Origin of the sequence: Mucilaginibacter sp. dw_454, from assembly GCF_018449775.1 — a bacterium.
Lineage (GTDB): Bacteria > Bacteroidota > Bacteroidia > Sphingobacteriales > Sphingobacteriaceae > Mucilaginibacter.
The window spans coordinates 1184674-1206569 of the sequence record NZ_JAAVVB010000001.1 but is presented as its reverse complement, the minus strand read 5'-3'; the positions used below and the strand labels follow the sequence as shown (position 1 = coordinate 1206569).

Annotated in this window: 23 protein-coding genes; 19 read left to right on the top strand and 4 right to left on the bottom strand. The window is 43.0% G+C overall.

Going from position 1 to position 21896, the window contains the following annotated elements; translation table 11 throughout:
• Positions 1–12: 12 nt before the first annotated feature.
• The 7 genes from HB679_RS05490 to HB679_RS05460 all read left to right on the top strand — a co-directional run bounded on the left by HB679_RS05490 (position 13) and on the right by HB679_RS05460 (position 6965).
• The gene (locus HB679_RS05490; protein ID WP_214070925.1) at positions 13–873 is read left to right on the top strand and encodes an HAD-IIA family hydrolase; all 861 of its coding nucleotides are present in this window, start codon (positions 13–15) and stop codon (positions 871–873) included.
• A 9-nt stretch (positions 874–882) separates the two neighbouring features.
• Positions 883–1950 carry an aldose epimerase family protein gene (locus HB679_RS05485; protein ID WP_214070924.1) on the top strand — a complete coding sequence of 356 codons (1068 nt, stop codon included), beginning with the start codon at positions 883–885 and terminating at the stop codon, positions 1948–1950.
• Between the two features lie 105 nt (positions 1951–2055).
• Positions 2056–3009, top strand: a complete 954-nt coding sequence (moaA, locus tag HB679_RS05480) for a GTP 3',8-cyclase MoaA (protein WP_255547553.1) — start codon at positions 2056–2058, stop codon at positions 3007–3009.
• Complete coding sequence (locus tag HB679_RS05475; protein ID WP_214070922.1) at positions 2963–4219, top strand: molybdopterin molybdotransferase MoeA; 1257 nt, start codon at positions 2963–2965, stop codon at positions 4217–4219. The genes moaA and HB679_RS05475 overlap by 47 nt, the downstream gene beginning before the upstream one ends.
• A gap of 31 nt (positions 4220–4250) precedes the next feature.
• Positions 4251–4754: a cyclic pyranopterin monophosphate synthase MoaC gene (gene moaC / locus HB679_RS05470; RefSeq protein ID WP_214070921.1), complete on the top strand. Its 504-nt coding sequence runs from the start codon at positions 4251–4253 to the stop codon at positions 4752–4754.
• Positions 4714–5907, top strand: a complete 1194-nt coding sequence (locus HB679_RS05465) for an NTP transferase domain-containing protein (RefSeq protein WP_214070920.1) — start codon at positions 4714–4716, stop codon at positions 5905–5907. Before moaC ends, HB679_RS05465 begins: the two co-directional genes overlap by 41 nt.
• Positions 5904–6965: a HesA/MoeB/ThiF family protein gene (locus HB679_RS05460; RefSeq protein WP_214070919.1), complete on the top strand. Its 1062-nt coding sequence runs from the start codon at positions 5904–5906 to the stop codon at positions 6963–6965. The genes HB679_RS05465 and HB679_RS05460 overlap by 4 nt, the downstream gene beginning before the upstream one ends.
• On the opposite strand, the gene HB679_RS05455 is transcribed toward HB679_RS05460, so the two are convergent.
• Both HB679_RS05455 and HB679_RS05450 read right to left on the bottom strand, forming a co-directional pair.
• Positions 6962–7381, bottom strand: a complete 420-nt coding sequence (locus HB679_RS05455; RefSeq protein WP_214070918.1) for a molybdenum cofactor biosynthesis protein MoaE — start codon at positions 7379–7381, stop codon at positions 6962–6964. The two genes, HB679_RS05460 and HB679_RS05455, sit on opposite strands and share 4 nt — an antisense overlap.
• A gap of 3 nt (positions 7382–7384) precedes the next feature.
• A complete protein-coding gene (locus HB679_RS05450; RefSeq protein WP_214070917.1) occupies positions 7385–7627 on the bottom strand; it encodes a MoaD/ThiS family protein in 243 nt (80 codons plus the stop codon).
• 74 nt (positions 7628–7701) lie between these two features.
• Between HB679_RS05450 and fdhD the strand changes: the two genes are divergently transcribed.
• From fdhD to HB679_RS05430, 4 genes are all read left to right on the top strand, one after another.
• Positions 7702–8595, top strand: coding sequence for a formate dehydrogenase accessory sulfurtransferase FdhD (gene fdhD / locus HB679_RS05445; RefSeq protein WP_214070916.1), 894 nt, complete (start codon positions 7702–7704; stop codon positions 8593–8595).
• A 12-nt stretch (positions 8596–8607) separates the two neighbouring features.
• Positions 8608–8763: a hypothetical protein gene (locus HB679_RS05440; RefSeq protein WP_214070915.1), complete on the top strand. Its 156-nt coding sequence runs from the start codon at positions 8608–8610 to the stop codon at positions 8761–8763.
• Position 8764: 1 nt separating this feature from the next.
• Complete coding sequence (locus HB679_RS05435) at positions 8765–11086, top strand: FdhF/YdeP family oxidoreductase (protein WP_214070914.1); 2322 nt, start codon at positions 8765–8767, stop codon at positions 11084–11086.
• A gap of 262 nt (positions 11087–11348) precedes the next feature.
• Positions 11349–11990 (top strand): redoxin domain-containing protein, encoded by a 642-nt coding sequence (locus HB679_RS05430; protein WP_214070913.1) that lies wholly within the window; start codon positions 11349–11351, stop codon positions 11988–11990.
• Positions 11991–12067: 77 nt separating this feature from the next.
• Here HB679_RS05430 and HB679_RS05425 read toward each other — a convergent pair whose 3' ends face one another.
• Positions 12068–12316, bottom strand: a complete 249-nt coding sequence (locus HB679_RS05425) for a hypothetical protein (protein ID WP_214070912.1) — start codon at positions 12314–12316, stop codon at positions 12068–12070.
• 137 nt (positions 12317–12453) lie between these two features.
• Here HB679_RS05425 and HB679_RS05420 point away from each other — a divergent pair, with 137 nt between their 5' ends.
• Both HB679_RS05420 and HB679_RS05415 read left to right on the top strand, forming a co-directional pair.
• Complete coding sequence (locus tag HB679_RS05420; RefSeq protein WP_214070911.1) at positions 12454–13335, top strand: prolyl oligopeptidase family serine peptidase; 882 nt, start codon at positions 12454–12456, stop codon at positions 13333–13335.
• Between the two features lie 146 nt (positions 13336–13481).
• Complete coding sequence (locus HB679_RS05415; RefSeq protein WP_214070910.1) at positions 13482–14762, top strand: AMP-binding protein; 1281 nt, start codon at positions 13482–13484, stop codon at positions 14760–14762.
• Between the two features lie 104 nt (positions 14763–14866).
• Here the strand turns inward: HB679_RS05415 and HB679_RS05410 are convergent, their stop codons facing one another.
• Complete coding sequence (locus HB679_RS05410; protein WP_214070909.1) at positions 14867–15586, bottom strand: hypothetical protein; 720 nt, start codon at positions 15584–15586, stop codon at positions 14867–14869.
• Between the two features lie 235 nt (positions 15587–15821).
• On the opposite strand from HB679_RS05410, the gene HB679_RS05405 reads away from it, so the two are divergent.
• The 6 genes from HB679_RS05405 to HB679_RS05380 all read left to right on the top strand — a co-directional run bounded on the left by HB679_RS05405 (position 15822) and on the right by HB679_RS05380 (position 21895).
• Positions 15822–17363, top strand: a complete 1542-nt coding sequence (locus HB679_RS05405; RefSeq protein ID WP_214070908.1) for an aromatic amino acid ammonia-lyase — start codon at positions 15822–15824, stop codon at positions 17361–17363.
• A 19-nt stretch (positions 17364–17382) separates the two neighbouring features.
• On the top strand, positions 17383–17799 hold the full coding sequence (locus tag HB679_RS05400) for a 3-hydroxyacyl-ACP dehydratase (RefSeq protein WP_218625287.1): 417 nt from the start codon (positions 17383–17385) through the stop codon (positions 17797–17799).
• Entirely contained in the window at positions 17799–18926 is a 1128-nt protein-coding gene (locus tag HB679_RS05395; RefSeq protein WP_214070907.1) for a beta-ketoacyl synthase N-terminal-like domain-containing protein, read from the top strand. Before HB679_RS05400 ends, HB679_RS05395 begins: the two co-directional genes overlap by 1 nt.
• A gap of 68 nt (positions 18927–18994) precedes the next feature.
• On the top strand, positions 18995–19627 hold the full coding sequence (locus tag HB679_RS05390) for a hypothetical protein (RefSeq protein WP_214070906.1): 633 nt from the start codon (positions 18995–18997) through the stop codon (positions 19625–19627).
• The gene (locus tag HB679_RS05385; RefSeq protein ID WP_214070905.1) at positions 19628–20827 is read left to right on the top strand and encodes a beta-ketoacyl-[acyl-carrier-protein] synthase family protein; all 1200 of its coding nucleotides are present in this window, start codon (positions 19628–19630) and stop codon (positions 20825–20827) included.
• A gap of 3 nt (positions 20828–20830) precedes the next feature.
• Entirely contained in the window at positions 20831–21895 is a 1065-nt protein-coding gene (locus HB679_RS05380; RefSeq protein WP_214070904.1) for a beta-ketoacyl synthase chain length factor, read from the top strand.
• The last annotated feature ends 1 nt before the right edge of the window (position 21896 follow it).

The following is a 21896-nucleotide window of genomic DNA, read 5'->3' as shown; positions in this document are numbered from 1 at the left end:
CCAACTGGTTAAATGGAACGTATCGAGAACTTTAAGACTATTATAGATAAGTATAACGTTATTTTTTTCGATGCATTTGGGGTACTTAAAAACTATCACGGGCTGGTTCCTGATATTGCAAATACCTTCGAGTATTTGAAGGAGCAAGGCAAAGAATACTACATCGTTACCAATGATGCTTCGCGCAGCCCGGTGCAATTGGCCGGCTCATATCATAAGGCGGGTTTACATGCTATAACGCCTGATAGAATCATATCCTCAGGTATGTTAACTAAGGAATATCTGTATTTGAAAGTATATGATGGTATTGTGGCTTACCTGGGTACCGAGAACTCGGCACATTATATTGAAAGTTTAGGTTTGCACCCTATGCCGGTGAGGGACGTTAACGAAAGTAACATCGATCAGGTAAACGCACTTTTGTTTTTGGACGACGAAGGTTTTGACTGGGCAAACGACCTGAATATTGCTCTTAATTTACTAAGAAAACGTACCATACCGGCTATCGTAGCTAATACTGACGATACTTACCCGGACACTGCAAGCAATGTGTCAATCGCGATAGGCGGTTTGGCCAATATGCTGGAGTCTATCGTAGGTAAAAGTTTTATCAGATTTGGTAAGCCCGATTCGCAGATGTTTATGTTTGCTTATGATTTGATTCGTGAATATCGCCCCATCAGTAAAAAAGAGATAGTAATGGTTGGCGATACCCTGCACACTGATATTTTGGGTGGCAACAAATTTGGCTTAGATACCGTATTGGTGCTTTCTGGAAACACGTTACCGCAGGACGCTGATAACCGTATAGCAGCAACGGGCATCGTCCCGACTTATATCTGTGATACAGCGGTGGTGAAAAAAGATATTTAGCATACAACAATGGTTTACAATCCTACAGCTATAAAGATACCTGATGCATCGAACTTTAACCGCGAGGTAGAAGGACGGCCGGTTAAGCTCTATTATCTAAAAAACAATGCAGACATGCAGGTTGTGGTGAGCAATTTTGGCGCTCACTTAATAGGTGCCTGGCTGCCCGACAAATATGGTAAGCTAACCAGCGTTATTTTAGGTTTTGATAATTTTGAAGGGTTAGCTTCTCAGACAAGTTATTACGGATCTACTGTCGGCCGTTATGCTAATAGAATAGCCAAAGGCAAATTTACTTTAGATGGGCAGAAATATAGCTTACCCATCAACAACGGGCCTAATAGTCTGCATGGCGGAGTAGATAATTTCAGCGTAAGGGTATGGGATGCCCTACAAGTTGACGATCAAACTGTCGAACTGGAATTGGTTTCTAAAGATGGCGAAGAAGGATATGCCGGCAATCTAAAAGTCAAATTGTCCTACACGTTGACTGATAGCAACGAGATTGTTATCAGTTATGAAGCCACTACCGATAAAACCACTGTTGTCAACTTAACCAATCACTCGTATTTTAATTTGAATGGTGAGGGTAATGGCGATGTATTAAATCATTTAATGCAGATAGCGGCCGACAAGTACACGCCGGTTGATAATAGCTGCATCCCTACCGGCGAAATAGCATGGGTAAAAGACACTCCGCTGGATTTTAGCCAACCTGAGCGGATTGGTAAACGCATCAGCGCAGATCATCCTCAAATAAAAATTGGTTATGGTTACGATCATAATTACGTCCTAAATAATCACGAAGCGCATTTGCCGGTAGCTACAGTTATCGGCGACCAAACCGGCATTAAACTGGAAGTATTTACAGATCAACCCGGAATGCAATTTTATTCTGGCAATTATATGTCCGGGGCCAGCGCATTAAGAGGTGGCTTTATAGATACGCCGCGCACTGGGTTTGCTTTGGAAACGCAGCATTTCCCCGATTCTCCGAATCGACCTGATTTCCCGTCGACGGTGTTAAAACCCGGCGAGGTTTACCAAACTCAAACTATCTACAAACTTTCTGTATAGGCTGTCATCTTTTTAAATCAAATAAAGGGCTGATGTGTTAACTTTATATCTTCACAAAAAAAGATATAATTGCTGGTAGATAATCACGGTAGAAAAATTAGTTACATGCGCCTGGCGGTGACTGACAAATGCAATTTGCGTTGCTTTTATTGTATGCCCGAGGATGGTCTTGACTGGCTGTCGCGAACCGAACTGATGAGCTATGAAGAAATGCAGCGCGCTTGCGACCTGCTGGTAAATATGGGTATCGATAAGATTCGTATAACCGGCGGCGAGCCTTTTGTGCGTAAGGATATCATGCAATTGCTTACCGGCATTTCCCAAATCAACGGCTTAAAAGAACTGAGCATTACCACCAATGGTGTGTTAACCGCACCCCATGTTGCGGAGATGAAGGCTATGGGGATAAGATCAGTTAACCTGAGTTTGGATACTTTAGATGCAGGCCGCTTTTTTGCCATTACCCGTCGCGATGAATTTGCCGCTGTGATGAATACGCTGGATGAATTGCTGAAGCACGATTTTGAAGTGAAAATAAACTCCGTAGTGATGGACGGCAAGAATACGCAGGATATCCTGCCGATGGTGGCCTTAACCAAAGATCTACCGGTTAGCGTGCGTTTTATTGAAGAAATGCCCTTTAACGGCGATGGCCATGCTTACAAGGGATTACAATGGGATTATTTACGGATCTTGAACGAGATTGAAACCCATTATCCAACGATACAGAAGTTGGACGATGATCTTTATTCTACCTCGTATAATTATCAAATTCAGGGTCATAAAGGAAGTGTGGGCATTATAGCAGCTTATTCGCGCACCTTTTGTGGTAGCTGCAATCGCATAAGGATTACGCCACAGGGGACTTTGAAAAATTGTCTTTATGATGACGGTATATTGAACATTAAAGATCTGATGCGAAGTGGAATTACCGACGCAGAATTGAGGAAGAATTTACTAAATGCCTTTAGTCACCGCGCAGCAGATGGTTGGGAGGCAGAGCGCTTGCGACATGAGCAAACTAATGTTCATGAATCAATGGCCACCATTGGCGGATAAAAAATACACACATATGATCACGGTTCAACAAGCCGAAAAACTGATATTGGAGAATACCCGCGATTATGGGGCTGAGATAGTTTTGTTTGACGAAGCTTTAGGGCGGGTGCTGGCCGAAGAAATCAAAACCGACCGCGACTTGCCTCCTTTCAATCGGGTAACGATGGATGGTATAGCTATTAAACATGCTGCTATCGCCCAAAACATAAAAACCTTTAAGATCAAAGCCACCCAAGCCGCCGGCAACGCGCCTATCGAAATTAATGCTGACGACGAGTGTATTGAGATAATGACAGGGGCTGCATTGCCTGAATCGTTAGATACAGTAATTCGTTATGAAGATGTGGAGATAAAAGACGGCGTAGCGACTTTATTGACTGACAACATCGCCCAAGGTCAAAACCTGCATTTAAAAGGTACGGATAAATTAAAGGGCGAAGTAATTCTAAAACCCGGAACGATGATAACTCCGGCTATTATTAGCCTGGTAGCATCGGTAGGAGAAACAGAGCTGCGTGTTAAACGTATTCCAAGAGTAGTCATTCTTTCTTCCGGAGATGAGTTGGTGGAAGTTTCCGCTACACCATCGCCATACCAGATCAGGCGGTCAAATAGCTACATGCTGCAAGCAATATTAGCAAAGCAGGGCATTAAAGGTGCGGTCAGGCATATTCCTGATAATGAAGAAATCATCAAACAACAACTGGGTTTGTGCTTGCAGAATTATGATGTGATCTTGTTGAGTGGGGGTATTTCCATGGGGAAGTTTGATTACATCCCAAAGGCATTGAAAGATTTGCAGGTAGAGCAGGTGTTTCATAAAGTACAACAGCGTCCGGGCAAACCGTTTTGGTTTGGCAAGCACGAAAACGGGGTGGTAGTATTTGCTTTTCCGGGTAATCCGGCTGCGTCGTTTATGTGTATGCAGCGGTACTTTATCCCGTGGTTAAATGCTTCGTTAGGTATCCAACCTAAAGAGCCGATGTACGGCGTATTGGGCGAGGATTTTACTTTTGAACCAGCGTTAGAATACTATTTACAGGTTAAATTGAATTACAGTAATAGCGGTCAGTTAATTGCTACGCCCTTAGCTGGAAATGGTTCGGGCGATTTTGCTAACTTAGCAGAAACAGAAGCTTTTATGGAGCTGCCGCCAGATAAAGCAGAATTTAAAAAAGGCGAGGTATACAAAATATGGCCCTTTGTCTGATCGTATATCGCAAACAAAATAGTAACCAGTGATGACAAACAATATCGAAGAAAAATCTACTCAAACGTTTTCTCATTTAGATAAAATGGGTAAGGCAACTATGGTTGATGTTTCTGAAAAGATGGCGACCAAACGCACTGCCATCGCGCAGAGTATTGTATACTTGCCTGATTCGGTTTTGGCTCAGCTGACAGATGGTGACCTACAAACCAAAAAGGGTTCGGTGTTTCAAACGGCTATCATCGCCGGTATTATGGCGGCTAAGAAAACGGGTGATCTGATTCCGCTTTGTCATCCGCTGGGATTGGATAATTGCCAAATCGATATTCAAGTCGACAATAATAATGAGGTTGTAATTAATTGCACAGCAACAATCACCGCTAAAACCGGCATCGAGATGGAAGCGCTGGTAGGGGCTAGTATATCGGCCTTGACCATTTACGACATGTGTAAGGCGCTGAGCCATGACATTGTGATTAAAGAAACAAAGCTGATTGAAAAAACAGGAGGTAAACGTGATTTCAAAAGAGCATAAAAAACACGCTAAGCTGGCACGTCCGGACATCGGTCATTTTAGCCGGAATGAGTGGGCTATTTTAGGTGCGCCGTGTATCAATATTAAACTGCTGGCAGCAGATGTGATTGCCGCGCTGTCGCCGCAATACAAATGCGCTTATGCGGATAGCACACATAATGATGAAGAGGTTTTACCGCCCGGTCGACTGGCAAATGGAGCGACCTTAGAATATACCGATCAGATCAATAATCACCAGTTCAACTTTGATTTAGGACTAAAATCCATCAATTTCAGGCAGCAATTTGCCGATGCCGACCTGGTGCTGGTGAATGGCAACCATCAGCCGGCCAAAGCGCAAGTCGTCATCATATATCAAAATAAAATGGCCTCGCTGCAAAAGCGGGTTTCGCAATTGACAAATGTAGAGTTAGTCTTGCTGGCTGACTCATCGGTTGAAATATTCGACTTTATTAAAGAAGCTGTTCCTAACTGGGAGCAATTGCCTGTTTACCGGTTGGATGAAACAGATAAGATTATCGACTTTTTCAAGACCAAAATGCAGGAAGCCAAACCTGTTTTAAACGGATTGGTACTGGCGGGCGGCCAAAGCCTGCGTATGGGTACCGATAAGGGAAAACTGAACTGGTACGGCAAAGAACAACGATATTATATGGCCGACTTGTTAAAGCAGCACTGCGATGATGTCTTTATTTCCTGCCGTTCAGATCAGCATACAGAAATAACGGCCGACTATAAAACACTACCTGATACATTTACAGATCTGGGGCCTTTTGGTGCGATCTTGTCTGCATTTCGCGAAAAGCCGGATAGTGGGTGGTTGGTTGTAGCCTGCGATATGCCTTTGCTGGACGCTGATGTCTTTAATCATTTAATAAGCAATCGGGATATTTCGAAATTGGCGACAGCTTATGAGAGCGCTACCGACGGTTTTCCTGAACCATTGATCACTATTTGGGAGCCGAAAAGTTACCCGGTATTACTGGCTTTCCTTGCGCAGGGTTATTCTTGCCCGCGTAAAGTTTTAATCAATAGCGATACGCACCTGCTTAAACCAGTAAATGCTGAGGTATTGACCAATGTTAACACTGCCGAGGATTACGAAAAAATTAAACGACAGATTCACCAGAAAATAGCTGCCACACAAGAATGAATGACGATTGGTTAAGATACAGTTGCCAGGTGGCTTTACCGGGCTTTGGTGAGGTTGGGCAACAGCGTTTGCAGCAGGCTAAGGTGTTGGTGATAGGCGCGGGAGGATTGGGTTGTCCGGTTGCGCAATACCTTGCAGCCGCGGGTATTGGCAATTTGGGGATAGCTGATTTTGATGTAGTGTCGCTAACCAATTTGCACAGGCAGATCTTATTTATGCCGGATGACGCAGGCAAAAAGAAGGCGGTAATTGCTGCCGAGAAGCTGCAAAGACAAAATCCACAGGTAAAAGTGATTGCGCTCGATGTGCAAATCAATTCAGGAAATGTAATGGAGATTATTCAGCCCTACGATTTAGTGGTTGACTGTACCGATAACTTCGAAACCCGCTACCTGGTTAATGATGCTTGTGTGATAGCCGGTAAACCGATAGTGTACGGCGCTATTTATCAGTTTGAAGGGCAGGCAGCGGTTTGGAATATTACCAGTGCCGGCGGTAGTAAATCGCCTAATTATCGTGATCTGTTTCCTCAGGTTGACGCTACTCAAATACCCAATTGCGCCGATGGCGGAGTTATACCAACGCTTGCGGGAATTATTGGCTGTATTCAGGCCAATGAAGTGATTAAATATATTACCCAAACTGGTGATTTGCTGGTCGGAAAAGTGATGATATTTGACGCGCTGAGTTTGCAAAGCCGTATTATTAAAATTGGTAAAATTACAAATACCAATATTCAATCACTGGTTCAGACAACAGCAGCTGAAACCCTAACGGTGGCCGATGTTAAACAAAGATTGGCGGATAATACTTTAGAATTGGTTGATGTCCGGACCGACCAGGAGCGTGACGAGATCCATATAGGCGGTATACATTTTGAAGTGGATGAGATCGACGAAAATATGGATTACCTCACCAATCCAAAAGTTAAAGTATTGTACTGTTCATCGGGTAAAAGGAGCGGTGACGCTGTAAAGCAGATCAAACAAAAAGCACCTGATGCCAAAGTATATTCATTAGCAGGTGGTTTAAAAGCCTGGTTCGAATATAAAGATTAGGGATGCGCTGCTACCCAAACTTCGCCATCTTCAAAAATCTCTTTTTTCCAGATAGGTACTGTTTGTTTTAGGGTATCGATGATATAACGGCATGCTTCAAAAGCGGCGTCGCGATGTGCCGCTGCTACGGCGATAATAACCGGGATTTCGCCAATTTGTAAAACGCCTGTTCGATGATGGATCAGTATTCTTTGTGCCGGCCATTTCTCAAAAGCTTGTTGGGCTATCTTTTCCAATTCGCTGATGGCCATTTTCTCGTAAGCCTCAAATTCTAAACGCAGAATAGCTTTTCCTTTAGTGGCATTGCGTACAGTACCAATAAAAATATCAATGCCACCGCACTCTGGCGACATTACCCAGCCAATGCACTCTTGCGCATTTAACGTAATCGGTAATATTTGGATATTGGTATTCATAGTTTAACCGCCGCTTACGGGTGGGATAATAGCAATCTCGTCGCGCTCATGCACCGTGTCCCCGTCAAGCGCGTATTCGTTATTAACGGCTACCATATAGGTGGCCAGTTTTTTTAGCCGGGGATATTGTTTTTCCAGTAGATATTTCAGGTTTGAAACCGTCGCGTCATTGGTCATTTCTACCTTGACAGCTGAGGCCTCAAAAATATCTTTAGCAATGCCAAATGCCAGTATATTGATCTTCATAATATATAAACGCAAATATGCGAGAAAGATTTGTTAGAAAGGAAACAATAAAAATTAGCAGTTGTTAAATATTTATGTCTTCAAAATCAACCATAAAGCTCCCGGTAACCAAAGTGTACGCTACGCTCTGCACTGATATGGCTGATGAGTTAGCGGTTGAAGAGCCGTTAGAAATTCGTTTAGTACACGGCGCGCCGCCTGAGCGTCGCATCCAGAATATATCAGTAACTATGCGCACCCCCGGCAATGACCCGGAATTGGCAGCCGGTTTTTTGTTTACAGAGGGCATTATTTCCAAAGTTAGTGATATCGACCAAATCAATCATACTGCTACGGTTTGTTCAGAAAACCGCGAGAATGTAATAACCGTGACTTTAAAAGAAGATATCGTTCCTCAGCTTAAAAATATGGAGCGTAATTTTTACACTACCTCTAGCTGTGGTGTCTGCGGTAAAGGATCTATCGATGCCATCCGTACGGTTAGTATTTATGGGGATGTAGAGGATCATATCCTCATCGATTCAGAAATATTACATAGTCTGCCAGACACCTTATCACATCATCAAGATGTTTTTTCTATAACCGGCGGCTTGCATGCTTGCGCTTTATTTAGCACATCTGGCAATTTGCTCATGGTACGCGAAGACGTGGGGCGTCACAACGCTTTGGATAAACTAATTGGCACGGCTCTAAATCATGGCTTATTGCCGCTAACTGATAACGTATTGCTCTTAAGCGGGCGTGCAAGTTTTGAGTTGGTACAAAAGGCAGCCATGGCCGGCATTTGCGTCATTGCTGCGGTTGGTGCGCCGTCAAGCCTCGCCGTTGAGTTGGCAACTGAGTTTAACATTACGCTCATTGGTTTTCTGCGGAATCATCGCTTTAATATTTATACAGCGCCACATCGTGTGGTGTTACAATCTAATAAAATTGCTAATTCGCCTTTTAAACATATACATAACCATTAAATATCTACCCCTATGAATACATATGTCCTTAAAATTATGATCATGCAGCAGTCTGGCACCGATAAATTCGGTTATCAAAACGAAGACGGCGAGTTGCAGTTATTTATAGAAGAGGAACTGTCTAATCCTAATACAGCCGCAGGCAAGGCCGAGGTATCCAGAAAATAATATGAGTAAGATAAAAGATCTTCCATCGGCAGAGAATCCTGAAGAGTTAACGGATTTAAAAGTAACCGACCCCAAAACCTGGGCCGCCGGTATCCCGGCCGTTGTGGCCGCTATGGACGATGTTTTAAAAGAAGCTGGCCCCGTGCGCGGAATGGAGGCTTTGTACCATATGAACAAAAAGGGCGGCTTTGATTGCTCAAGCTGTGCCTGGCCAGATCCGGATGATGACCGGTCGCCCATAGCAGAATATTGCGAGAACGGCGCTAAAGCACTGGCCGAAGAAGCCACCACTAAAAAGTTGACCGGCGAATTTTTCGCGCAAAATACAGTGGCTGATCTTGCTAAGCTAAATGATTACGAGATAGGCAAAAAAGGCCGTATTGCAGAGCCGGTTTACTTGCCCAAAGGCGGCACCCATTATCAACCTATTAGCTGGGATGATGCTTTTAAAAAGATAGCCCAACATTTAAATGGTTTGGATTCACCAAATGAAGCCGCGTTCTATACCTCGGGTCGTACCAGTAATGAAGCTTCGTTTACCTACCAACTGTTTGTGCGGGAGTTTGGTACCAATAACATGCCCGATTGCTCTAATATGTGTCACGAATCTACCAGCGTTGCACTGGCGGAGATGATCGGGATAGGGAAGGGCACTGTTACGCTGAATGATTTTTACGAGACAGATGTGATCATTATCATGGGTCAAAACCCCGGCACTAATCACCCACGGATGCTGACCGCTTTGGAGAAGGCAAAAGATAACGGCTCAAAGATCATCGCTATTAACCCATTGATGGAAGCAGGACTGATGGGGTTCCGAAATCCGCAACAAGTAAAAGGCGTGCTGGGCATAACCACGCAACTGGCTGATGTATATCTCCAGATAAAAATAAATGGCGATATGGCTGCACTAATGGCTATTGAAAAGCTTTTGTATGACGAAGAAGTAAAGGCACCGGGTACTGTTTTCGACCAGGAGTTTATTAAATATAACACCATAGGCTATACTGATTTATTGCATCATGTTCAGCAACATGATGTGAAGGCTTTGGCTTTAGCAGCAGGGGTGCCAATAAGGCAATTACGAGAAGCTGCCGATCTGCTTAAAAATAAAAAGCGCATCATCATCTGTTGGGCCATGGGTATTACTCAACACCAAAATGGCGTGGCTACCATCAAAGAGATTCTGAACCTCACTTTACTGAAGGGCGCTATCGGCAAACCAGGCGCGGGTTTGTGCCCGGTGCGTGGTCATAGTAACGTGCAAGGAAATCGTACCATGATGATCTGGGATAAACCCAAGCCCGAGCAATTGGATGCTTTGAAGAAGTTCTACGGGTTCGAGCCACCGCGCGAGCATGGTTATGACGTGGTTGAAAGTATTACTGCCATGAACGAAGGCAAGCTGAAAGTTTTCTTTGCTATGGGCGGTAATTTTTTATCGGCTACGCCGGATACTACTTATACTGCCGAAGGGATGCGAAAAATGAAGTTGACTGTCAATGTGTCGACTAAGTTAAACCGCGGTCACCTGGTACATGGCGAGGAATCTTTGATACTGCCTACACTGGCCCGAAGTGATAAAGATATAGTGGGTGGCGAGGAGCAATTCATCAGTTGCGAAAACTCGATGGGGGTGATGCAGATGTCTAAAGGCATCCTCGACCCGGTATCAGATAGATTATTGAACGAAAATACCATTGTATGCCGGCTGGCTAAAGCTACGCTTGGTGAACGGTCGGTCATTGACTGGGATAAGTTCGAGAAAAGTTATGATGCTATCCGCGATGATATTGAAAAAGTTATCCCGGGTTTTGATGACTATAACAAACGTGTCCGCAAGCCAGGCGGATTTTATCTGCCCAACGCGCCACGCATCGGCAAGTTCAAAACCGAAAAATATGGAGATAAGGTAGCGTTTACCATTAACCAATTGCCCAACCATCAATTGGCTGATGGTGAATATATGATGACCACCATTCGTAGTCACGACCAATTTAATACCACCATTTATGGTATGGAAGACCGTTACCGCGGTATCCATAATGAGCGCCGGGTGATCTTTATGAACCGTAAAGACATCCGCGAAGCGGGATTTAAAGAAGGCGAGTTGGTAGATCTGTACAATACCCATGGCGATAAAGAGCGCGTAGCCCGATTGTTTATTGTAGTACCTTACAACATCCCCGAAAAAAATACGGCTACCTATTACCCCGAAACCAATGTACTGGTACCTATTGACAGCGTTGCTAAACAAAGCAATACGCCTACCTCAAAACTGGTGTTTATTAAAATCAAAAAGCATCAGCCAAAAGTTAACTGAGTTTGCCGGTATTGGCTAAATAAAAATTTATTGCTGATTATCAGGCAAATATAAAATATTCTAATAAAGTATATTAAATATATAGACTTAATAGTATATTTGTATTGTAATTGAAAAATAGCGATATGAAAAGCACACAAACAACACTGCAAATTTTCATCCTTTCTGACCGACAGACCAGGGGATTGCGAATGTGTTGTTACTAATCATCGTATCCTACATCTATCAAAACATAAATTATTAATTTTCAATTCAGTACAAAATGTCATCAACTACCAATAAATATCCGTTTTTCGATCTGTCAGAGTTAAATATCGAAAACGAGTTTAATCATACCTATGAAAAGTTAAAACCGGTTAAAACGGGTAATTTGATACCGGATGTAAATTTGGTGACAGATTATAAACGCTGGCGTAACTTTTACAATGGCGCACCTACAAACGGCCCGGTTTCATTAAAACATTTATATGGCCGGCCGCTTACTATAGCGTTTTACTCAACCCATTGGGGCGATAGGGGTATCGAGCAGTTAAAAAGATTGAATGAGATCCAGAACGAGATCAAGGCTAACGGTGGTAATTTATTGGTGTTAACCGATGGTGCTGATCGTGAAGCATTGGCCAGGATTACCTGGGAGCATAGTTTAACGCTTAATTTCTATTATGATAACGATAATAAGATAGCAAGTAAATTCAGAGTTTATTCAGAAAAAGATCCAACCTGGAATACTTACGCAGGTATTGACTTCAATATTCCATTGCTATCGGTTTATGTGATTGATACCGAAAGACATATTACGTATCACTATATAGACCGCGATTTGGAAACTAATTTCAGAACGGACGATTTGTTGACAGCGATCTATGAGTCGTCATTAGCTAACGTCCGCAAAAAATCCGCATAACAAAAAGAGACTATTTGGTTTGGTTTACAGTTGAAAAGTAAAGCCGCTCATCGCAAGGATAAGCGGCTCTTTTCATTTTAGTACCTGCGGTAGTGACGTACACCATGTGAATAATAGTAATGACGTCTATGAACATGTCTGCCGTGTGCTACTACCACAACTCTGCCTCGCGGCGGCGGTGGCGGCCCTCCTAAATGGAGGTTTATGTGTGGCAGCGGCGGATGCGGCGGACGTGGTGGCGGAGGCGGTAGCCTGATCTGCGCCTGTGCTACTGCAAACATAGCCGCTGTAAATAGCGCAACTAATAATACCTTGATTGTTTTCATAATGTTGTGATTGTTAGATAATGCCAATTAAAGGATTGTTTAATCTTATAACTACAAATAACACAAACAGTTTTAAAAAACCAGAGAGTTAAAATAAACGTTGTTTGGTTTAATTGGTTATAAATTAAATTCTACCTATGCGCTACCTGCTTTTTATGTTGCTATCATTTGGATTTTTTAAAGCATCTGCCCGGTATCCCGGCAAGCTGATAAAAGGGGATATGATGGTTGACAACAACAAACGATCTTTTTTAACTTACATACCAACCAGTGTGGTTGATAAACCGGCATTGGTCATTTCATTGCATGGTGGTTTCGCCAGCCCTAAAGGTATGTTTCGCCTGGCCAACTTCAAGCCGGTGGCCGAACGCGAAAAATTTATTGTGGTTTGCCCGGCTTCAAAGCATTTTTGGCATGATGGGGCTGATCTGCATGGTATTGATGATGTAAAGTTTATTGATCAACTGATCAGCTATATGATTAAGACTTACCATGTTGACCCGGATAGAGTATACATTACCGGGATCTCGAACGGTGGCTTCATGACCACCCGCCTGATTTGCCAATTACATAATCGCTTCGCCGCCGCTGCAGTTGTGGCAGCTACGCTGGATGTTGGCGCAGGTTATGATCTGGAAAAGCCGATACCTGTAATTTACATGCATGGTACAACAGACCCTATTGTATCTTTTAACGGCGGAAAGGTGTTTGGCCGAGCTATTTATTCGCATAAAGCTGTCGTTGATAAATGGATAACTATGGATAATTGCAGTAAAGAACCACAAGTAACTAATATTCCTGACAAGGCAGGCGACGGTACCAGCATCCTTAAAGAAGAATACATCAATCATACCACAGGCTTTAAAGTGATAAGCTATACCATTAACAACGGTGGCCACACCTGGCCGGATGGCAGGCAGTATCTCCCCAAATTTATCATCGGCAAAACAACCCGTAACCTGAACGCCTGCGACGAGATCTGGAACTTTTTTAAGCAGTATAAGCTAGCTCAGCAATAGAGTGTCATGCTGAGGCACTCGAAGCATGAGGGCAAAGGCCTAAACGTATACCACCCCGCGCTCACCCTTCGAGAGCCTCAGGGTGACAGCCCATCTTTGTTACGTTCGAAATGACAAACGCGTAATTTTTCGTTTCTTTGCTATCTATGAGCATTACTATCGGCGCCGATAACTTAAAAGCCATCCAGGAGCAAAAGCTGCAAGAACTACTGAAGCATGTAAGTCTAAATTCTCCTTTTTATCGCGAGCTGTTTGTTCAGCACCAGATCGACATTAACAGCATTAAAACACTGGACGATCTAAAACGCATCCCTACCACGCATAAAGAAGACCTGCAGCAACGCAATAACGATTTTATCTGCGTGCCCCAAGATCAGATTATTGAATATGCGTCAACATCAGGTACTTTGGGTAGCCCGGTTACAATTGGGCTTACAGAAAATGATCTGAACCGCTTGACATTAAACGAATACAACTCTTTTATTTGTGCCGATGGTAGTAGTGAAGATATATACCAGTTGATGCTGACGCTTGACAGGCAGTTTATGGCGGGGATAGCTTATTACTCAGGTCTGCGTAAGTTAGGGGCGGGCATCATTCGCCTCGGTCCGGGAGTCCCCTCGCTGCAATTAGAGACCATACAGCGATTAAAGCCTACAGCGATAGTAGCAGTGCCATCATTTATTTTAAAGCTGATACAAGCCGCAAAAGACCATAATATCGATCTTAGTCAAACGTCGGTAAAGAAAGCTATCTGTATAGGCGAGAATATCCGCAATACCGATTTCTCCTTAAATATTCTGGGTAAAAAAATCACAGAGGCCTGGGATATCAAATTGTACTCCACTTACGCTTCGACAGAAATGCAAACCGCATTTACGGAATGCACCGAAGGTCATGGCGGCCACCTGCAAGCCGAGCTGGTAATACTTGAACTTTTAGACGAGGATAACAATCCTGTGCAGGCAAACACTCCAGGCGAAATAACCATAACCACGCTGGGTGTTGAAGGTATGCCGCTACTACGTTACAAAACAGGCGACATCTGCATGTATTTTGACGAACCATGCGCCTGCGGCCGCAACACGCTTCGCTTATCGCCTATCATTGGCCGCAAAAAGCAGATGATCAAATTTAAAGGTACTACGCTTTATCCACCAGCTATGTTTGATCTTTTAAATGAGATGGAAGAGGTGTTGGATTATGTGGTCGAAGTTTACTCGAACGAGATAGGGATGGATGAAGTGCTATTACATCTGCTGCCATTGGATAATAGCAAAGCCAGCGACAACCGTATCCGTGCGTACTTGCAGGCCAGATTAAGGGTTAGTCCGCATGTTAGTTATGTCAGTGCCGAGCAGATCCAAAAAATGCAGTTCCCGGAAGGAATGCGTAAGCCGGTGAAGTTTATTGATAAGCGGGTGTAACCCGCCTTGTCATGCTGAGCATAGCCAAGGATCTTATACGCCACGCCTATAAAATTTGATAAGATTCTTGGCTATGCTCAGCATGACAATTTTGTTTATCTAAATCAAATGCCGCTCTTAAAACCAATCAAACTCTTTTTGATATAGATCCTTACCTCATAATCCGTCATCTTCTTAATAACATAGGCAGTCGGCCGGTATCTCTCCATAAAGTCTGACAGAGAATCATCTTTTAAATTGGTTATTTGAGTAACCAGTGTTTTATTGAAGCGGCTATCTATGTACTTATCGTTCTCGTCTTTAACTAGCGTTTTCTTGAATTTGTACTCCCTGCTGTGCTTATAGGTAATAGCGCGCACCAATTGCGACGGGATAATGGCAATCCCCGGTAAGGGTATTAGCCCGGGAGTAATACCAACTTTCACAACATCGCTAAACTTTGGCGCTGCCGAATTGAAGCTTTTTGCGAACTCTCTGCGTGTTGCCAATGAGTCTGCCAGCCGATCTCTTTGTCCCGAGATATTTACTTCTTTCAATTGAATGGCCTGCTTATCTAAAGCGATGATTAAAGTAGCATTGGCCGTTGGTATAGGGATTTGATATAATTTATAACCTTGCATAGTTACATGTATAGTATCGCCAGGTATTTTAACGGCTATAGTAAATTGCCCATGAAAGTCGCTCAGTACGGTTGCTTTTGACGAGGTGATTAGTGCCCCGCTGATTAATCTGCCGCTTTGTTTGTCGGTTATGATGCCGTTTATTTGCTGGCCGTAAGCGTCAACGCAAATAAATAAAGCCACTATAGCTAAAAGGCTGCGCATGCGTTATAAGGTTTGATAGTCAAATCCTTACAAACATAAACAGGCGCCGGTGTTTTTAAAATGGCTTTAACATCTTTTAACTTACCGATCCGTTCTCTCAATCGTTATACTCATCCTTACCCCAACTGATTACCAACCGCTGATAACTAACCACTATTTTATATATTTGTCATCCATGAACGGCAAACTATTAAGCTGGATCTGGGTTTAAGAGATTGTTTATTAATATTAGCCTATGATAACTGTTGGACAGGATGTCCTTTCTTTAGCAGACTTTAACGATATCGTGTTTAACCATAAACCGGTTACTTTATCACCCTCAGCTTTAACAAATATTGAAACCAACTTTAAGTTCCTTCAGAACTTTTCGTCTAATAAACTAATTTACGGCATTAATACCGGTTTTGGCCCTATGGCGCAATACAAGGTGAGCGAAGAGAATTTACTGCAACTGCAGTATAATTTGATCCGCAGCCATAGCTCGGGCAGCGGTAATTTGTTAAGCCCGTTACAGGCTAAAGCATTAATGATAGCCCGTCTGAATAGTCTGATCCAGGGATTTTCTGGGGTGCATACCGATATAGTTGAATTACTGCAAGAACTGATCAACCAAAATGTAACCCCTTGTGTATTTGATCATGGTGGTGTAGGCGCAAGCGGCGATTTGGTGCAATTGGCACATCTGGGCCTGGTATTGATAGGCGAGGGTGAAGTGATTTATGAAGGAAGCATTCAACCAACTGCCGACGTTTTCAAAAGACTAAACATAAAGCCATTGTCAATCCATATACGTGAGGGTTTGGCTACTATCAACGGTACCTCGGCTATGACGGGTATTGGTATGGTTAACGTTATCCAGGCGCATAAACTGCTGGAATGGTCGGCTATGTTTTCGGCTATGACTAATGAGATCGTGCAGGCTTATGACGATCATTATTCGCACGAGCTGAATATTGTTAAACATCATAAAGGTCAAAATAAAATTGCTGCCATGTTGCGCGATATTTTATCAGGCAGTAAAATGATCCGTAGCCGTACAGACCATTTATACCACCCGGGCAATATCGATCAGGAAGTATTTGAAGATAAAGTGCAGGAATACTATTCATTACGCTGTGTAACTCAAGTACTAGGTCCTATCCTGGACACCATCTCGCAGGCAGAAGAAGTATTGGTGAACGAGTTAAATTCGGTTAATGATAACCCGGTCATTGATCACGTAAATCAAAACGTATTCCACGGAGGTAATTTTCACGGTGACTATGTGTCGCTGGAAATGGATAAACTGAAGATTGCAATCACCAAGCTGTCAATGCTTTCTGAGCGTCAGTTAAATTACCTGCTAAACGATAAGCTGAACTTAAAATTCCCGCCGTTTGTAAACCTGGGTGTATTAGGTTTTAACTTTGGGATGCAGGGCGTGCAGTTCACCGCTACATCCACTGTAGCCGAGAATCAGACACTGTCGTTCCCGATGTATGTGCACAGTATCCCTAACAATAATGATAACCAGGATATTGTGAGCATGGGCTGTAATGCAGCTTTAATGACATCAAGGGTGATAGATAATTCGTTCAGTGTATTGGCCATTCAGTTAATGACCATTTTGCAGGCTATTGATTACCTGAATTGCCAGGATAAGCTGGCATCTGCTACGCTGGCTGTTTATAAAGAAGTTAGAGCTATCTTCCCTAAGTTTATTGAGGATGCGCCGAGGTATAAGGATATAGAGAAAGTAAAGCAATTTTTGGCCGCCGGCAAACCGAAGGTGGGCTAATTAACGTTGGTTTATATTCATGATAGCAGGAGAAAGTATATTATCGTTAATTCCTCAGAAACCGCCGTTTGTAATGGTGGGCGAATTACTGTTTGCTGACGATAATATAACCCGCACCAATTTTACTATAACGGCTGATAATTTGTTTGTGATTAACGGCGAGTTTAGCGAAGCCGGCCTGATGGAAAACATGGCGCAAACCGCCGCTGCCGGCTCGGGTAATATGGCGCGTATAGAAAACCGCCCGGTAGCTAATGGGTATATAGGCCAGGTTAAAAACTTTGAGATTTACAGCTTGCCAAAAGTCGGGGACGTGTTATTTACTGAAGTGAAGACAGAGGTACAGGTTTTTGATGCAGGTATAGTATCAGGCAAAATATGGTGTAACGATGTGGAGGTAGCGCAATGCGAAATGAAAATATTCATCAATCAATAATGCCTGCGGTATATATCGTTGCCGATAATATTTATTCGCCGATAGGCACCACTACTAGCCAAAACTTCGAGCGAATTAAACAAGGCATTTCGGGGATACAAAAACATTCAAATAAAACTATTTCTGATACTGATTTTCAGGCTTCTTTGTTTAACTATAAAGAAAATGAAGAATTTAACACATTGTCAAACAGTAAGTTTGAGCGTTTACTTATAGCATCTGTAGAAGCGGCCTTGAAAGACGCTGGCGTTGATGTCACCAGTGAAAAAACAATCCTTATCGTATCTACAACCAAAGGAAATGTCAGTTTACTGGAAACTAATCCCAATGATGCCGGTCTAAAAAATCGGGTCGCTTTACATACATCAGCTAAAATTGTTGCTCGTCATTTCGGTTTTGTCAATCAGCCTTTGGTGGTTTCAAATGCCTGCATCTCGGGCATCATGGCGATATTAACCGGAGTCCGTTTGTTGCAATCGGGCAGATATGAAACCGCCGTTGTGGTTGGGGCAGATGAGATCAGTAAGTTTGTATTGTCGGGTTTTCAGTCATTCAATGCTATTAGCGAAGAGCCTTGTAAACCGTTTGATCAAAACCGCACCGGGATAACGCTTGGTGAAGGAGCTGCTACCATCGTATTGTCTACCGACGTTAAATACGCCGATAGGATCAAGGTTTTAGGCGGGGCTGTATCAAACGATGCCAATCATATTTCGGCGCCTTCACGGACAGGGGAAGAGCTTTCTGAAGCAATTGACCGGACGCTAAGCATGGCCGGATTAAAGCCGGAAGATATAGACCTCATATCGGCACACGGCACAGCAACCAGCTACAATGATGAAATGGAGGCTAAGGCCATTGCCCTGGCTGGGCTTGAAACCGTGCCAACAAATAGTTTAAAAGGTTATTATGGTCACACCCTGGGGGCGGCAGGATTAATAGAATCAATCATTTCTATTCAATCGATCAAACAAAATATCATACTGCCTACTTTAGGTTTTGAAACATTGGGAGTGAGCAACCCTATAAATATCTGCACTACCTTAACCACCAAAAGAATGAAGACCTGCCTAAAAACAGCTTCGGGTTTTGGTGGATGTAATGCAGTAGTTTTGTTCAGTAAATAAGTAATTTAATTACTGCCATACTGGCATTTTATAAAATATAAGTGATTTATAATCAAATATTTAAATACTTGCATATAAATAATTACATAACATCAAATGTTACCATCTCTAAAAACGTGGTTTATCACAATGAGCGCCCTGTTTTTGAAAACAGTGGTGTTGAGTTACCGGCGTTTTTATTATCAGTTTACCAGCATTTTGAGCTTGCTTATTCTAAGTTTCACAAAATGGATAGCCTGAGTAAACTGGGTTGGCTGGCTACCGAAGTTTTGCTAAAGGACGCCGGCATCAAACAATACCAGCCGCAGCAGGTTGGTTTGGTATTGAGCAATGCCAATGCAAGTTTGGATAGCGATCAAAAGTATATGCAGAGTGTGGCTGACATTCCGAGCCCGGCATTGTTTGTTTACACCTTGCCAAATATCATGATTGGCGAGATCTGCATCCGTAACAATTTTAAAGGCGAAGACGCATTTTTTATATTTGAAAAGTTTGATGCAGCATTTATTGAGCAGTACGTAGCTCAGCTGCTTGATACCAACGTTTTAGAAGCCTGCATTTGCGGTTGGGTTGATGTGCTGAATGACGATTATAAATCGGTATTGTTTTTAGTTGAGAAAGCTGAAAAAGCCGGGGCAATTCCTTTCTCTGCAAAGAACCTGGATACCATATTTGATAACCTGATAATTGATAAGATATAAATGAGTTCACCGGTGTATGTTGCAGGAGTAGGAGTTATTACCGCGATAGGTAATAATGTTGCCGAACATCTGGCCGCTTTCCAAAATTACGAGGCGGGCATGGGCGATATTACCTTGTTCAACACCAGGCATAAAGGTATACTACCTGTAGCCGAGGTTAAGCTGGACAACGAAACCCTGGCAGCAATGGCCGGAATCTCTCCCAAGCTAAGTCGCACTAAAATGTTGGGCCTGATAGCCGCCCGCGAAGCATTGAATGATGCAGCGATTCCTGACCTTTCTCAATTGCGTACGGGTTTTGTGTCGGCTAATACGGTTGGCGGTATGGATAAAAGCGAAGATTTTTTTGTCGACTTCCTGGCGGATAACAACAAGGGTAAACTGCGTAATGTGTTTGACCACGAATGTGGCAGCATTACAGAAATTGTTGCTGATGAATTAGGCATCACTGATTACCTGACTACCATCAGCACCGCCTGTTCGTCATCTGCTAACGCGATATTTTATGGGGCAAGATTAATCAGGAATGATATTTTGGATGTGGTGATTGCCGGCGGTTGCGATGCCTTGGCTAAATTCACACTGAATGGTTTTAATACGCTGATGATCCTGGATAAAGAATATTGCCGCCCTTTTGACGATACCCGCGAAGGGCTAAACCTGGGGGAAGGTGCAGGCTACGTGGTAATGGTATCAGACAAAGTAGCTAAAACGCTAAATAAGCCGCTCTACTGTACTTTAAGTGGTTATAACAACAGTAATGACGCTTACCATCAAACGGCCTCTTCACCGGATGGTACAGGCTCTTATATGGCTATGCAGGGCGCTTTGAACAAGGCCGGTTTGCAAACCACAGATATCAGCTATATTAATTTACATGGAACCGGTACTCCAAACAACGATAGCGCTGAGGGAACAGCAATAAAACGCCTGTTTGAACCAAACTACCCGCCAATGAGTTCCACCAAATCATTTACCGGGCATACATTGGGTGCCAGCGGTGGGGTTGAGGCTGTATTTTCAGTTTTGTCTGTTAAACATGGTTTGATCTATCCTAATCTTCGTTTTAAAACACAGATGCAGGAGCTACCTTTCAAACCCGAAACTGAATACCTGAAATACCAGCCACTGAAAAATGTGTTATCAAATTCGTTTGGTTTTGGCGGCAATTGTACATCGTTAATATTTTCGGCTGTTTAATTTATGAAGGCCTATATCCGCTCGACAGCCGCAATAACCGCTCAGAAAACATTTGGCGATGTTCCGTTTTTAACGGAATTAACCGAATATAACGGTACACGTTTAACCGCCATCGAACCCGATTATAAAGAATACGTCGACCCTAAAATGGCACGCCGTATGAGCCGTATGGTTAAAATGGGTATTACTGCAGCGTTACAATGCCTGCAGGATGGACAAATAGAGATGCCTGACGCAATTATTACCGGCACAGCTTTAGGCTGCCAGGAAGATACAATAGCTTTTCTAACCAGAATTATTGAGTTAGATGAAGAAATGCTGCCACCCACAGCATTCATTCAATCAACACATAATACCGTAACGGCGCAGATAGCTTTATCGTTAAAGTGCCACGGCTATAACAATACCTTTGTTCACAAAGGGGTATCTTTTGAAAGCAGCCTGCTGGATGCCATGATGCTTTTGAATGAAGGCGACGCTAATCAAGTCCTGGTGGGTGGCACCGAAGAAATGACTGACACCGCTTTCAAGGTTTTGACCCGTTTAGGATTGTATAAACGCTGGCCATTGTCAAATGCCGATCTTTACAAAACCAGATCAAACGGTACTATTGGCGGCGAAGGGTCTATATTCTTTTTACTAAATCACCAACCATCGCCGGACAACCTGGCGGAATTAATAGCTACAAAAACGTTTTATAAACCTAAAACCACAGCCGATGTTGAATTAAACATCAGGGAGTTTTTAACTGTTAACGCGATAAACATTGAAGAGATCGATCTGGTTATTACCGGGAAAAATGGAGATACTAAAAACGATGAGGTTTACGAAAATGTGATACCTAACTTCTTTGCCAATAATTCAATGGCTAAGTATAAGCATCTGTGCGGAGAATACCCGGTATCTACATCATTTGCGTTATGGCTAGCTGCAAACATTGTTAAAAGGGGCGAAGTGCCTGCCTTGGTTGCTGATGGTGAAATAAAGATTTCATCGCCTAAAAAAATATTGATCTATAATCACTACCAAAACAGTTATCATTCATTGATGCTGGTATCTGCCTGTTAAT

What these genes read in the sequence shown, in the direction of transcription:
- HB679_RS05410 (WP_214070909.1), bottom strand. Translation starts at nt 15,586, where the DNA reads ATGCGCAGCCTTTTAGCTATAGTGGCTTTATTTATTTGCGTTGACGCT.
- HB679_RS05460 (WP_214070919.1), top strand. Translation starts at nt 5,904, where the DNA reads ATGAATGACGATTGGTTAAGATACAGTTGCCAGGTGGCTTTACCGGGC.
- HB679_RS05395 (WP_214070907.1), top strand. Translation starts at nt 17,799, where the DNA reads ATGCCTGCGGTATATATCGTTGCCGATAATATTTATTCGCCGATAGGC.
- HB679_RS05385 (WP_214070905.1), top strand. Translation starts at nt 19,628, where the DNA reads ATGAGTTCACCGGTGTATGTTGCAGGAGTAGGAGTTATTACCGCGATA.
- fdhD (WP_214070916.1), top strand. Translation starts at nt 7,702, where the DNA reads ATGTCTTCAAAATCAACCATAAAGCTCCCGGTAACCAAAGTGTACGCT.
- HB679_RS05400 (WP_218625287.1), top strand. Translation starts at nt 17,383, where the DNA reads ATGATAGCAGGAGAAAGTATATTATCGTTAATTCCTCAGAAACCGCCG.
- HB679_RS05405 (WP_214070908.1), top strand. Translation starts at nt 15,822, where the DNA reads ATGATAACTGTTGGACAGGATGTCCTTTCTTTAGCAGACTTTAACGAT.
- HB679_RS05430 (WP_214070913.1), top strand. Translation starts at nt 11,349, where the DNA reads ATGTCATCAACTACCAATAAATATCCGTTTTTCGATCTGTCAGAGTTA.
- HB679_RS05485 (WP_214070924.1), top strand. Translation starts at nt 883, where the DNA reads ATGGTTTACAATCCTACAGCTATAAAGATACCTGATGCATCGAACTTT.
- moaA (WP_255547553.1), top strand. Translation starts at nt 2,056, where the DNA reads ATGCGCCTGGCGGTGACTGACAAATGCAATTTGCGTTGCTTTTATTGT.
- HB679_RS05450 (WP_214070917.1), bottom strand. Translation starts at nt 7,627, where the DNA reads ATGAAGATCAATATACTGGCATTTGGCATTGCTAAAGATATTTTTGAG.
- HB679_RS05475 (WP_214070922.1), top strand. Translation starts at nt 2,963, where the DNA reads ATGAGCAAACTAATGTTCATGAATCAATGGCCACCATTGGCGGATAAA.
- HB679_RS05435 (WP_214070914.1), top strand. Translation starts at nt 8,765, where the DNA reads ATGAGTAAGATAAAAGATCTTCCATCGGCAGAGAATCCTGAAGAGTTA.
- HB679_RS05425 (WP_214070912.1), bottom strand. Translation starts at nt 12,316, where the DNA reads ATGAAAACAATCAAGGTATTATTAGTTGCGCTATTTACAGCGGCTATG.
- HB679_RS05440 (WP_214070915.1), top strand. Translation starts at nt 8,608, where the DNA reads ATGAATACATATGTCCTTAAAATTATGATCATGCAGCAGTCTGGCACC.
- HB679_RS05420 (WP_214070911.1), top strand. Translation starts at nt 12,454, where the DNA reads ATGCGCTACCTGCTTTTTATGTTGCTATCATTTGGATTTTTTAAAGCA.
- HB679_RS05380 (WP_214070904.1), top strand. Translation starts at nt 20,831, where the DNA reads ATGAAGGCCTATATCCGCTCGACAGCCGCAATAACCGCTCAGAAAACA.
- moaC (WP_214070921.1), top strand. Translation starts at nt 4,251, where the DNA reads ATGACAAACAATATCGAAGAAAAATCTACTCAAACGTTTTCTCATTTA.
- HB679_RS05415 (WP_214070910.1), top strand. Translation starts at nt 13,482, where the DNA reads ATGAGCATTACTATCGGCGCCGATAACTTAAAAGCCATCCAGGAGCAA.
- HB679_RS05490 (WP_214070925.1), top strand. Translation starts at nt 13, where the DNA reads ATGGAACGTATCGAGAACTTTAAGACTATTATAGATAAGTATAACGTT.
- HB679_RS05455 (WP_214070918.1), bottom strand. Translation starts at nt 7,381, where the DNA reads ATGAATACCAATATCCAAATATTACCGATTACGTTAAATGCGCAAGAG.